Genomic DNA, 12095 nt, shown 5'->3' with positions numbered 1-12095 from the left:
CTTGCGGCCGGGTTCCAGAACCTTAGAAATTGAGGGCCGCTTTGGCTTCTCGCAGCTGAGCGACAGTTGCCTCCGCGGCGTGTTTGATTGTGACGTCCGTGGTGGCGTCGTAGTGCATCTCGGCTTGGAGAATCTCATGATCGAGGATCTCCTGCGTCAGCTCTTCCTCGGGAAGAGCGCGCTCGGCCAGCACTGTGAGGCCGTTCGGGCTGATGTCGGCAAAGCCGCCGCGAACCAGGATGCGCCGGCCGTTGCCGGGCGTGTTGGTGACGACGAGAAACCCGATCTTGAGAGTCGTCATCGTGGGCGCGTGACCGGCCAGAACCGTCATGTCGCCCTCTGTCGCGGGAAGGATCACCGCATCGACGGCCCCCGAATAGAGCGTGCGCTCCGGGGAGACGAGTTCGAAAGTAAAGGTAGCCATTTTAGCTCCTCGTCATCCTGTCCGCCGCAAGGCGCGGCACGGGGAACGTTGGGAATGCTTTGAGACGGGTCCGGAGCGCAGGGGATGCGCTCCGGAATGCGTGTTGCTTACGCAGCTTCGGCGGCGAGGCGCTGGGCCTTCTCGATCGCCTCTTCGATGCTGCCGACCATGTAGAAAGCAGCCTCGGGCAGGTGATCGTACTGGCCGTCCACGAGACCCTTGAAGCCCTTGATGGTGTCTTCGAGAGCCACGAGCTTGCCCGGCGAGCCGGTGAAGACTTCAGCCACGAAGAAGGGCTGCGACAGGAAGCGCTCGATCTTGCGGGCGCGGGCGACCGTCAGCTTGTCCTCTTCCGACAGCTCGTCCATGCCCAGGATCGCGATGATGTCCTGGAGCGACTTGTAGCGCTGCAGGATCTGCTGGACTGAACGAGCCACGTTGTAGTGCTCCTCGCCGAGGATGGCGGCGGAAAGCATGCGCGAGGTCGAGTCGAGCGGGTCCACGGCCGGGTAGATGCCCTTTTCGGCGATCGAGCGCGAAAGCACGGTCGTGGCATCGAGGTGGGCGAAGGACGTGGCCGGAGCCGGGTCGGTCAGGTCGTCGGCGGGCACGTAGATGGCCTGCACCGAGGTGATCGAGCCCTTGTTGGTGGTGGTGATGCGCTCCTGCAGCATGCCCATGTCGGTGGCGAGCGTCGGCTGATAGCCCACCGCCGAGGGAATGCGGCCGAGAAGCGCCGACACCTCGGAGCCCGCCTGCGTGAAGCGGAAGATGTTGTCGACGAAGAACAGCACGTCCTGGCCCTGGTCGCGGAAGTTCTCTGCGACGGTCAGACCGGTGAGCGCGACGCGGGCGCGGGCGCCTGGGGGCTCGTTCATTTGCCCGTACACGAGGGCGCACTTGGAGCCTTCGCCGCCGCCATGCTTGTTCACGCCGGACTCGATCATCTCGTGATAGAGATCGTTGCCCTCGCGGGTGCGTTCTCCGACGCCGGCGAACACGGAGTAGCCGCCGTGGGCCTTCGCGACGTTGTTGATGAGCTCCATGATCAGCACGGTCTTGCCGACGCCGGCGCCGCCGAAGAGGCCGATCTTACCGCCCTTGGCGTAAGGCGCGAGCAGGTCGACGACCTTGATGCCAGTGACGAGGATCTGGGCTTCCGTCGCCTGCTCGGCGTAGGACGGAGCGGGCTGGTGGATGGCGCGCTGGCCTTCCGCTGGGATGGGTCCGGCTTCGTCCACGGGCTCGCCGATGACGTTCATGATGCGGCCGAGCGTGCCGGCGCCAACCGGCACCGAAATCGGCGCGCCGGTGTCGGTGACGGGCTGGCCGCGCACGAGACCCTCGGACGTGTCCATGGCGATGCAGCGGACGGTGTTCTCACCGAGCTGCTGAGCCACTTCGAGCACGAGGCGGTTGCCGCCGTTCGTGGTTTCGAGGGCGTTCAGGATCTCGGGCAGGTTACCTTCGAACTGCACGTCGACGACGGCGCCGATGACCTGCGAGATGCGACCGGTCGGCTTGCCGGCAGTAGTGGCGGTGTTGGCCATGATTGGCTCCTCTCGGATGTCGTCAGAGCGCCTCGGCGCCCGAGATGATTTCGATCAGTTCCTTGGTGATCATCGCCTGACGCGACCGGTTATAGGTCATCGTCTGCTTCTTGATCATTTCGCCCGCGTTGCGGGTCGCATTGTCCATGGCGCTCATGCGAGCGCCCTGTTCGGACGCGGCGTTCTCCAGCAATGCGCGGAAGATCTGCACGGTCAGGTTCCGTGGCAGAAGCGTCGTGAGGATTTCGCCCTCGTCAGGCTCGTAGTCATAGACCGCGTCCGCCGCGACCGCGCCGCTTTCGATCTGCGCCGGCACGATCTGTTGTGCGGTCGGGATCTGGGCGATCACGGAGCGGAAGCGCGAGTAGAACAAGGTCGCCACGTCGAACTCGCCCGCCTCGAAGAGAGCGAGAACCTTCTGGGCGATCATGTCGCCCTGCTCGAAGCCGAGCTGGCGCACGGAGCGCAGGTCGATGAGCTCGATGATCTGCTGGGCGAACTGGCGACGCAGAATGTCGTAGCCCTTCTTGCCGACGCAGATAATCTTGACGGTCTTGCCCTCGGCCATCAGCCGGTTGGCGTGATCACGCGCGAGACGCGCGATCGAGGAGTTGAACGCGCCGCAGAGGCCACGCTCGGCTGTGCAGACGATCAGGAGATGAACCTGATCGGAGCCGGTGCCGGCGAGAAGACGCGGCGTCTCGGGCCCGACGGTGACGCCGGACGCGATGTTGCCGAGCACGACGGCCATACGCTCCGCGTAAGGACGCGCGGCCTCCGCCGCGCTCTGCGCACGGCGCAGCTTCGCGGCGGCGACCATCTGCATGGCCTTGGTGATCTTCTGCGTCGCCTTGACCGAGGCGATGCGATTGCGAAGGTCTTTTAAGCTCGGCATCGAGCAGCCCTACCCTCTCCGGAGAACCGGTCCGATCTTACGAGAACGACTTGGCGAAGTTGACGACGACGTCCTTGAGCTTCGCTTCGGAGTCGCTCGACAGATCCTTCGAGGCGCGGATGGCCTCCAGGATGTCGGCATGCTTGCCGCGCAGCAGGCTGAGAAGACCGTCCTCGAAAGCGCGCACGCGGTTCAGCGGGAGCGCATCGAGATAGCCGTTCACGCCCGCGTAGATCACCGCCACCTGCTCTTCCATCTTCAGCGGCGAGAACTGCGGCTGCTTCAGGAGTTCGGTGAGGCGCGAGCCGCGGTTGAGCAGGCGCTGCGTCGTGGCATCGAGGTCGGAGCCGAACTGGGCGAAGGCCGCCATTTCGCGGTACTGGGCCAGCTCGCCCTTGATCTTGCCGGCAACCTTCTTCATCGCCTTCGTCTGGGCCGACGAGCCCACGCGGGACACCGACAGACCGACGTTCACGGCCGGGCGGATACCCTGGTAGAACAGATCCGTCTCGAGGAAGATCTGGCCGTCGGTGATCGAGATCACGTTGGTGGGGATGTAGGCCGACACGTCGTTGGCCTGCGTCTCGATGACCGGCAGAGCGGTGAGCGAACCCGAACCATTCTCGTCGTTGAGCTTCGCAGCGCGCTCCAGCAAGCGGGAGTGCAGGTAGAACACGTCGCCCGGATAAGCCTCGCGGCCCGGCGGACGGCGCAGGAGCAGCGACATCTGGCGGTATGCGACGGCCTGCTTCGAGAGGTCGTCGTAGGTGATCACGGCGTGCATGCCGTTGTCACGGAAGTACTCGCCCATGGCGCAGCCGGCAAACGGAGCCAGGAACTGCATGGGGGCCGGATCGGACGCGGTGGCCGCGACGATGATCGAGTATTCCAGCGCGCCGTTCTCTTCCAGAACCTTCACGAACTGGGCTACCGTGGAGCGCTTTTGACCAACGGCCACATAGACGCAGTAGAGCTTCTGCGACTCGTCGTTGCCCTGGTTGAGGGGCTTCTGGTTGAGGATCGTGTCGAGAATGATGGCGGTCTTGCCAGTCTGGCGGTCACCGATGATCAGCTCGCGCTGGCCGCGGCCGACCGGGATCAGGGCGTCGATGGACTTGAGGCCCGTCGCCATCGGCTCGTGCACCGACTTGCGCGGAATGATGCCGGGAGCCTTGACGTCCACGCGGCGACGCTCGGTCGACACGATGGGACCCTTGCCGTCGATGGGATTGCCGAGCGCGTCGACGACGCGGCCGAGCAGGCCCTTGCCGACCGGCACGTCCACGATGGCGCCTGTGCGCTTCACTGTCTGGCCTTCGGCGATCTCACGGTCGGAACCGAAGATCACGATACCGACGTTGTCGGTTTCGAGATTGAGGGCCATGCCACGCACGCCGCTCTCGAACTCGACCATCTCGCCCGCCTGGACGTTGTCGAGGCCGTAGCAACGGGCAATGCCATCGCCGACGGACAGCACCTGACCGACTTCGGTGACTTCAGCCTCGGTGCCGAAGTTCTTGATCTGCTCTTTGAGGATCGCGGAGATCTCAGCGGCTCGAATGTCCATCAGCGGACCTCTTTCATCGCTAGACGAATGGAATTGAGTTTGGTGCGCACCGAGGCATCCACCATGCGGGAGCCCATCTTCACGATGAGACCGCCGATGAGGCTCGGGTCGATTTTGACGTCCAGGGAAACGTCAGCCTTGGCGACGTCGCGCAGCGCCGCCTTGATTTCGTTCATGACCGTGTCGGAAGGCTCTTCTGCCAGGATAACCTGCGCCCGGACGATGCCCTTGGCATCCGCCACAAGATCCCCGTAGGCGCGGATCATGTCCGGAAGAGCAAAGAGACGGCGCTTCGCGGCAACCAGACGGATGAAGTTGCCGGCCAGACCGGAAATGCCGGCCCGGTCCAGAATGGCCGCAATCGCGTCCGACTGCTCTTCCGCCGTGAAGATGGGATTGCGGATCAGGCGCTGCAAGTCTTCGCTGCCCTGGATCATCTCGTTGAAGCGACCGAGATCGCCGGAAGCGGCGTCGACGGCGTTTGCTTCGCTGGCGAGGTCGAACAGCGCCGTGGCGTAGCGCAAAGCTACGCCCGACAGGAGGGGTCCTTCATTCGAACCGCTTTGCGCCACGTTATTCGTCTCTCTCAAGTCTTACGGGTTTCGGACCGGCAGCGCCTGGAATGAAGGCCCTCGGGAAACCCGTCAAGTCGGTGGAAAGGAGCCAAAGCGGGAGGTTTCTCCGCCCATCGGCGGGGGTGCACTAGCATGGGTTTTTCGCAGGCGCAAGGTTGGCTGAGACAAGCGCGGCCCGATGGCCAGGACAAAGAGAAGCATCAGGGTTAAGAGCGCCGCTCCATTGGGCGGAAATCGGGCCCCGGAACGAGGTTTTTCTTACAGGAAACTTTGCGGATCCACGTCGATGGCCACCCGGGCATTGCCCCTCACCTTGGGACAGCGGCCGAGCCAGTCGCGGAGATAGGCCTGAAGATCGACCTCGCGCTCCGTCTTGACCAGAAGCCGGAACCGGTAACGTCCCCGGATCAGCGCAAGGGGCGCCTCGGCCGGCCCAAGCACCGTAACGCCGGCCGGCGGCTGGGCCACCAGGGCCATGGCGCGGGCATGGGCTTCCGCCGCCTCCCGCTCGGCCGCCGAGACGATGAGGGAGGCAAGACGCCCGAAGGGTGGCAGGCCCGCAATTTCGCGGACGCGGGTTTCCTCCTCGTAAAAACGCTCCGCGTCTCCGGAGACCAGTGCGGCGATCACCGGATGGTCGGGCTGCCAGGTCTGGACCAGGGCGCGGCCCGGCTTCTCGCCGCGCCCGGCCCGACCGGTCACCTGCTGGAGCATCTGGAAGGTCCGCTCGGCTGCCCGGGGATCCCCCGACGTGAGGCCGATATCGGCGTCCAGCACCCCGACCAGGGTCATGAGGGGGAAGTTGTGTCCCTTGGCCACCAACTGGGTGCCGATCACGATGTCGAACGCGCCGTCCGCGATAGCGGCGAGTTCGGTTCGCAGGCGCTCGGTGCCGCCCAGCATGTCGCTGGACAGGACGACGCAGCGCTTGTCCGGAAAGATCTCGGCCACCTCCTCGGCGATTCGCTCCACGCCGGGCCCGCAGGGCACCAGCGAATCGATGCTGCCGCAGGAGATGCAGGCCTGGGGCGTCCGCTCTACATGGCCGCAATGGTGGCAAACGAGGGAGCGGCGGAAACGGTGCTCGACGAGCCAAGCCGAGCAGTTGGGGCATTCGTAACGGTGGGCGCAGGCGCGGCAGAGGGTCAGCGGCGCATAGCCGCGCCGGTTGAGGAACAGGAGAACCTGCTCGCCACGCCCCAAGGTATCCTCGATGGAGAGGTTGAGGGTCGGCGAGAGCCAGCGCCCTTTCGGGATGGTCTCCCGCCTCAGGTCCACCGCCCGGATCTGCGGCATCTGACGCCCGCCGAAGCGCTCCGGCAGCTGGACGTGACGGTAACGTCCGCGCTGAACGTTGACCCGGCTCTCGATGGACGGCGTGGCGGAGGCCAGCACCACAGAGGCGTTTTCTATCCGACCCCGGACGACCGCCATGTCCCGAGCGTGGTAATGGACCCCATCATCCTGTTTGTAGGCGGTCTCGTGTTCCTCATCCACCACGATGAGGCCGAGATCCGCGTAGGGCAGGAACAGGGCCGAACGGGCCCCGGCCACCACTCTCACCTCGCCCGAAGCAATGGCCGCATAGAGGCGCTCCCGCTTCCGCCCCGTGACACCCGAGTGCCAAGTCGCGGGTTTCACCCCGAAGCGGGCCGCGAATCGGTCGAGGAATTGGGTCGTCAGGGCGATCTCGGGCATGAGAATCAGGGCCTGCCGGCCATCCCGCACCGCTTGCGCCACCGCCTCGAAATAGACCTCCGTCTTGCCAGAGCCGGTGACGCCTTCAAGCAGGGTGACCGGTGGGTGCTCCTCGGCCATGGAGGCGATGAGCTCCAGCGCGGCCGCTTGCTGGCCGTCCGACAACGCAGCGCTCCCGGAGTCGGGGTTCGGCGCCTCCGCGACAGGCTCCTGCAGCAGGGTAACGGTTTCCAGCGTGCCCTCGTCGATGAGCCCGTCGACCACTCCGGCGCTGACGCCTGCTGCGTGGGCAAGCTCGCTCTTGAGCCGGACCACCCCGTCCTGCGCTGCCTCGATCACCTTCTGACGCGCGGGCGTCATGCGCTTGGGCAGCTGGCCTGCGAGCCTTACGCCCACCCGGACCACCTCCGCCCGCTCCGCGTCCACGAGCTTGAGGCCCATGGCCAGCGCCGAGCCCTTGGGCGCGAGGGTGTACCAAGCGATCCAGTCCAGGAACTTGCGCATCTTGGCCGAAAGGTTCGGCGCGTCGACGACCCCTGTGACCTTCTTGAGATTGCCGCCCTGCCCCGACCGCAGCCCCCACACCACGCCCACGACCTCGCGGCTGGCGAGCGGCACCTGCACCACATCTCCTTCCTTGAGGTCCAGTCCATCCGGGACCGCGTAGCTGTAGGCCGTGTCCAGCGCCAGGGGGATGAGGACATCGGCGATGTGGCTTGTCATTCGGAGGAGGTTAACCTGTCCTAGCTAGAGTTTCTGAACTTGCACAAAGCGGGAACATGTCAAGCAGCGATTCGCAAAACGCCCTCGATCTCGTCCTGCCCGGCGCGGCCGATACGCGCCAGGAGGCGATGCAATGGCTGGCGTCCCTTGCCAAGGAGCGCCGTCTGTCGCCGAAGACCGTGGAAGCCTATGCCCGCGATCTCAGGCAGTTCCTGACCTTCCTGACAGACCACCTGGGAGAGCCGCCGGGCCTCGTGGCAATCCTCGGCCTCAAACCCCTCGACATTCGGTCCTTTCTGGCGGCCCGGCGCATGAAGGCGGTGCAAAGCCGATCCCTGATGCGCCAGCTTGCGGCCTTGCGCTCCTTCGCGCGCCACCTGGAGCGGGAGGGCCACGGCACCGCGTCGGCCTTCGCGGCGATTCGCACCCCGAAGGTCGACAAGAACCTGCCCCGACCCCTCTCGGCCACATCGGCCGTTGCGGTAACGGACACGGAATTGAGAGCGGGCGAGAATCGGAAAGCCTGGGTGCTGGCCAGGGACGCGGCCGTGCTCTCGCTGCTTTATGGTGCGGGTCTGCGCATCTCGGAGGCGCTTGGTCTCCAGCGCCGGGACGCACCGATCCACGGGACGGATTCGATCACCGTCACCGGCAAGGGCGGCAAGATGCGCAGCGTGCCGGTGATCCCGGCGATCCAGCGTGCCGTCGGGGAGTACCTGAGCTTGTGCCCCTATGCAGTGCCGCCCGAGGGCCCGCTCTTCGTCGGTGCCCGGGGCGGACCGCTCTCGCCCCGCATCATTCAGCTGGCGGTGGAAGAATTGCGCGGCGCTCTCGGCCTACCGGACAGCGCGACGCCCCATGCCCTGCGCCATTCCTTCGCGACGCATCTCTTGGCTCGTGGGGGCGACCTCCGCGGCATCCAGGAACTTTTGGGCCACGCCTCCCTGTCGACGACGCAACTCTACACGAAGGTGGATGCCGCAAGGCTGATGGACGCTTTCGACGCCGCCCATCCGCGGGCGCGCGTGAAGGGCGTCTAATCCGTCCTCAGGAAAGTCTTGGCCATTTCGGGAGGCCCGACGCTAGGGCTTTGCCCTCACTCGGCCGCGGTCGCCCGCGCCAGGAGCTGCCGCGCGGCGGGGCCGATGTCACCGTTCGTCCAGTGGCGACGGCAGACCGAGACGTAGCGGCTCTCGTCGCCGAGCTCGATTACCTCACCGGAACGCACGGCCTCGCCGTTGCGGTCGAACTTGAGGATCATCGTGGCCTTGCGGCCGCAATGGCAGAGCTGCTTGATCTCCAGGAAGTCGTCGGCCAAGGCCATGATCGTGGCGATCGCGTCGCTGAACAACACGCCATAGACGTTGTTCTTCAGGCCGTAGGCCATGACGGGGATGTTCAGCTCGTCGACGATCCAGGCGAGCTGGCGGACCTGCTCCGCCGTCGTGAACTGCACTTCGTCGATGAGCACGGCCGTCACCGGCCTTTTCGCATGTTCGGTCGCCACGATGGCGTCGATGGCGTCATCCTTCCTCAGCGGAATCGCATCGGCTTCGATGCCGATGCGGGACCGCACCTTGCCGACCCCGAAACGGTCGTCGACGAGGCTCGTGAACAGCAGCACGTGGCCGCCGTTCTCGATGTAGTTGTAGCGGACCTGCAGGAGATGGGTCGTCTTGCCTGCATTCATCACCGAATAGAGGAAGTGAAGCTTCGCCATCTGTCGATCACATATGGATGGCGCGCTTCTCCACGGCCATCGCCGCTTCCTTGACGGCTTCGGCCAGGGTCGGATGCGCGTGGCAGGTGCGGGCCATGTCCTCGGACGATGCGCCGAACTCCATGGCGATGGCGGCCTCGTGGATCAGGTTGCCCGCCTCAGGGCCGACAATGTGCACGCCCAGCACCTTGTCGGTGGCAGCATCCGCCAGGATCTTCACGAAACCGTCCGTGGTGCGGTTCACCTTGGCGCGGCCATTGGCCGTGAAGGGGAACTTGCCCGCGTTGTAGGCGATGCCAGCCGCCTTCAACTCCTCCTCGGACTTGCCGACGGAAGCGACCTCGGGGAACGTGTAGACCACGCTTGGAATCACGTCGTAATTCACGTGGCCCGCCTTGCCGGCGAGGATCTCGGCAACCGCCACGCCCTCGTCTTCGGCCTTGTGGGCGAGCATCGGGCCGGCGATCACGTCGCCGATCGCGTAAATGCCGGTCACGTTGGTGGCGAAATGCGCATCGGTCAGGATGCGGCCCTTATTGTCTATCTGGACGCCGATATGGTCGAGGCCGAGGCCTTGCGTGTAGGGCACGCGACCGACCGCCACGAGTACCACGTCGGCCTCGATGGTCTCCGCGTTGCCGCCGGCAGCGGCTTCCACGGCCAGGGCGGCACCGCTGCCCTTGCGCTCGACCTTGGTCACCTTGGCGCCGAGCTTGAACTGGAAGCCCTGCTTGCCCAGGATGCGCTGGAACTGTTTGGCGACCTCGCCGTCCATGCCCGGCAGGATGCGGTCGAGATATTCGATCACGAGCACTTCCGAGCCCAGGCGACGCCACACGGAGCCGAGCTCCAGACCGATGACGCCCGCTCCAATGACCACGAGACGCTTGGGCACGCTCTCGAGTTCAAGCGCGCCGGTCGAGGACACGACGACTTTCTCGTCGATCTCGATGCCTGGAAGGCGTGTCACGTCCGAGCCGGTCGCGATGACGATGTTCTTGGTCTCGAGGATCTGGTTGGAGCCGTCCTCGGACATCACTTCCACCTGGCCGGCGGCGGCGATGCGCGCTGTGCCGATGAAAGCGTCGATCTTGTTCTTCTTGAGCAGGAACTCGACGCCCTTGGTGTTGCCCTCGACGCCTTCCTGCTTGAAGGACAGCATCTTCTTCAGGTCGAGGCTTGGCGCGCTGACGCCAATGCCGAGATCGGCGAAATGGTCTCTCGCATCCTCGAACATATGAGAGGCATGCAGCAGCGCCTTGGACGGAATGCAGCCCACGTTGAGGCAGGTGCCGCCGTGGGTCTTGCGCTTCTCGACGACGGCCGTCTTGAGGCCGAGCTGCGCGGCGCGGATGGCACAGACATAGCCGCCAGGGCCGGTTCCGATGACAACGAGATCGTAGGACATTGGTTTTTCTCAGATCTGGTTTGCAGCTACACGCCGCCGTTCAATGATTAGCTCGTTCCAAACATCGGCAAGGCTATCCAAGAGCACTCTCTGTTGTTCCTGAATGGCCTTAGTCTGCTCGATGAATGTTGTCGTCGTGCTGAATGCCTTGAGCTTCTGGAGGCCACCTTCCCCGAACTCGGCTGCAATCCTGAAGATCTCTTCGTCTACACCGCCGCCAAATAAATGGAGACGGTGTTGAACTATGTCATTGATTGGATGATCTCCAGGCTTGCCGTTTGGCATTTTGGAAATCTTACAGATCGAGAACCAGACGAGCCGGATCCTCAAGGGCCTCCTTGACGCGCACCAGGAACGTCACGGCCTCCTTGCCGTCCACGATCCGGTGATCATAGGACAGCGCCAGATACATCATGGGCCGCGCGACGATCTGGCCGTTCCGGACCACGGGCCGCTCCTCGATGCGGTGCATGCCGAGAATGCCCGATTGCGGCGCGTTGAGGATCGGCGTCGACATGAGCGAGCCATAGATGCCGCCATTGGTGATCGTGAAGGTGCCGCCCTGCATCTCGTCGATGGAGAGCTTGCCGTCGCGGGCGCGGCGGCCGAAATCCGCGATCTTCTTCTCGATCCCGGCGACCGACAGGTCGTCCGCGTCACGAACCACGGGAACCACGAGGCCCTTCTCGGTGCCGACCGCGATGCCGATGTGGTAGTAGTTCTTGTAGACGAGGTCCTGCCCGTCGATTTCGGCGTTGACCGCCGGCACGTCCTTGAGAGCTTGGATCACCGCCTTGGTGAAGAAGCCCATGAAGCCGAGCTTCGTGCCGTGCTTCTTCTCGAACACATCCTTGTACTGATTGCGCAGGCTCATGACAGCGGTCATGTCCACGTCGTTGAACGTGGTGAGCATGGCGGCGGTGTTCTGGGCGTCCTTCAAGCGGCGCGCGATGGTCTGGCGCAGCTTGGTCATCTTCACGCGCTCTTCGCGCTCCTCATCCACCGGAGCCGAGGGAGCGCGCATCTGGACGGGCGCGCTCGGGGCGGGAGCAGCGCTTCCGGTCGCGATTGCCGCTAGCATGTCGCCCTTGGTGACGCGTCCATCCTTGCCCGAGCCCGGAACCCGAGAGGCATCGACGCCACTCTCGGCAGCGATGCGGGAAACGGCCGGACCGTGGTCCTTCGCGGCGCCGGCTTGCGCGGGAGCAGCCGCCGGAGCCGGAGCCGCAGCGGCCGGAGCAGGCGCCGCGGCCTTCGGGGCCTCGGCCTTGGGCGCGGGAGCCGAAGCAGCCGCGCCACCCTCGACGATCGATCCGAGCAACGCACCCGGGCCAACGGTCTCGCCGTCCTTCGCCAGGATATCACCAAGGGTGCCGCTTGCCGGGGCATTCACCTCGAGCGTCACCTTGTCGGTTTCGAGCTCGACGACGGGTTCGTCGGCTTTGACGGCTTCGCCGGGCTTCTTGAACCAGCGGCCGATGGTGGCCTCTGAAACGGATTCGCCAAGGGTAGGTACGCGGATTTCGGTTGCCATG

At 64.9% G+C, this 12095-nt stretch carries 11 protein-coding genes; 1 reads left to right on the top strand and 10 read right to left on the bottom strand.

The window, feature by feature from the left end:
* Positions 1–22 precede the first annotated feature (22 nt).
* From DRB19_RS02595 to DRB19_RS02570, 6 genes are all read right to left on the bottom strand, one after another.
* Positions 23–424, bottom strand: coding sequence for a F0F1 ATP synthase subunit epsilon (locus DRB19_RS02595; RefSeq protein ID WP_114184474.1), 402 nt, complete (start codon positions 422–424; stop codon positions 23–25).
* 107 nt (positions 425–531) lie between these two features.
* A complete protein-coding gene (gene atpD / locus DRB19_RS02590) occupies positions 532–1974 on the bottom strand; it encodes a F0F1 ATP synthase subunit beta (RefSeq protein ID WP_114184473.1) in 1443 nt (480 codons plus the stop codon).
* A gap of 22 nt (positions 1975–1996) precedes the next feature.
* Positions 1997–2869, bottom strand: coding sequence for a F0F1 ATP synthase subunit gamma (locus DRB19_RS02585; RefSeq protein ID WP_114184472.1), 873 nt, complete (start codon positions 2867–2869; stop codon positions 1997–1999).
* Between the two features lie 37 nt (positions 2870–2906).
* The gene (gene atpA / locus DRB19_RS02580; protein ID WP_114184471.1) at positions 2907–4436 is read right to left on the bottom strand and encodes a F0F1 ATP synthase subunit alpha; all 1530 of its coding nucleotides are present in this window, start codon (positions 4434–4436) and stop codon (positions 2907–2909) included.
* On the bottom strand, positions 4436–5008 hold the full coding sequence (locus tag DRB19_RS02575; protein WP_114184470.1) for a F0F1 ATP synthase subunit delta: 573 nt from the start codon (positions 5006–5008) through the stop codon (positions 4436–4438). The genes atpA and DRB19_RS02575 overlap by 1 nt, the downstream gene beginning before the upstream one ends.
* Before the next feature lie 261 nt (positions 5009–5269).
* Positions 5270–7432 (bottom strand): primosomal protein N', encoded by a 2163-nt coding sequence (locus DRB19_RS02570; protein ID WP_114184469.1) that lies wholly within the window; start codon positions 7430–7432, stop codon positions 5270–5272.
* A gap of 56 nt (positions 7433–7488) precedes the next feature.
* On the opposite strand from DRB19_RS02570, the gene DRB19_RS02565 reads away from it, so the two are divergent.
* A complete protein-coding gene (locus tag DRB19_RS02565; RefSeq protein ID WP_114184468.1) occupies positions 7489–8472 on the top strand; it encodes a tyrosine recombinase XerC in 984 nt (327 codons plus the stop codon).
* Positions 8473–8528: 56 nt separating this feature from the next.
* Here the strand turns inward: DRB19_RS02565 and DRB19_RS02560 are convergent, their stop codons facing one another.
* From DRB19_RS02560 to odhB, 4 genes are read right to left on the bottom strand one after another with little or no spacing between them, the layout of a single operon-like run.
* Positions 8529–9152: a thymidine kinase gene (locus DRB19_RS02560; RefSeq protein ID WP_114184467.1), complete on the bottom strand. Its 624-nt coding sequence runs from the start codon at positions 9150–9152 to the stop codon at positions 8529–8531.
* A 7-nt stretch (positions 9153–9159) separates the two neighbouring features.
* Complete coding sequence (gene lpdA, locus DRB19_RS02555; protein ID WP_114184466.1) at positions 9160–10560, bottom strand: dihydrolipoyl dehydrogenase; 1401 nt, start codon at positions 10558–10560, stop codon at positions 9160–9162.
* A gap of 9 nt (positions 10561–10569) precedes the next feature.
* Complete coding sequence (locus DRB19_RS02550; RefSeq protein WP_114184465.1) at positions 10570–10845, bottom strand: hypothetical protein; 276 nt, start codon at positions 10843–10845, stop codon at positions 10570–10572.
* 10 nt (positions 10846–10855) lie between these two features.
* Positions 10856–12094 (bottom strand): 2-oxoglutarate dehydrogenase complex dihydrolipoyllysine-residue succinyltransferase, encoded by a 1239-nt coding sequence (odhB, locus tag DRB19_RS02545; protein ID WP_114184464.1) that lies wholly within the window; start codon positions 12092–12094, stop codon positions 10856–10858.
* Between the last annotated feature and the right edge of the window lies 1 nt (position 12095).

Source organism: Microvirga aerophila, assembly GCF_003332305.1.
Lineage (GTDB): Bacteria > Pseudomonadota > Alphaproteobacteria > Rhizobiales > Beijerinckiaceae > Microvirga > Microvirga aerophila.
Note: the sequence above shows the minus strand (reverse complement) of the source record. Positions and strands in the feature narration are given on the sequence as shown.

Coding starts and splice junctions, on each gene's coding strand:
- DRB19_RS02595 (WP_114184474.1), bottom strand. CDS start 424: ATGGCTACCTTTACTTTCGAACTCGTCTCCCCGGAGCGCACGCTCTAT.
- atpD (WP_114184473.1), bottom strand. CDS start 1,974: ATGGCCAACACCGCCACTACTGCCGGCAAGCCGACCGGTCGCATCTCG.
- DRB19_RS02585 (WP_114184472.1), bottom strand. CDS start 2,869: ATGCCGAGCTTAAAAGACCTTCGCAATCGCATCGCCTCGGTCAAGGCG.
- atpA (WP_114184471.1), bottom strand. CDS start 4,436: ATGGACATTCGAGCCGCTGAGATCTCCGCGATCCTCAAAGAGCAGATC.
- DRB19_RS02570 (WP_114184469.1), bottom strand. CDS start 7,432: ATGACAAGCCACATCGCCGATGTCCTCATCCCCCTGGCGCTGGACACG.
- DRB19_RS02565 (WP_114184468.1), top strand. CDS start 7,489: ATGTCAAGCAGCGATTCGCAAAACGCCCTCGATCTCGTCCTGCCCGGC.
- DRB19_RS02560 (WP_114184467.1), bottom strand. CDS start 9,152: ATGGCGAAGCTTCACTTCCTCTATTCGGTGATGAATGCAGGCAAGACG.
- lpdA (WP_114184466.1), bottom strand. CDS start 10,560: ATGTCCTACGATCTCGTTGTCATCGGAACCGGCCCTGGCGGCTATGTC.
- DRB19_RS02550 (WP_114184465.1), bottom strand. CDS start 10,845: ATGCCAAACGGCAAGCCTGGAGATCATCCAATCAATGACATAGTTCAA.
- odhB (WP_114184464.1), bottom strand. CDS start 12,094: ATGGCAACCGAAATCCGCGTACCTACCCTTGGCGAATCCGTTTCAGAG.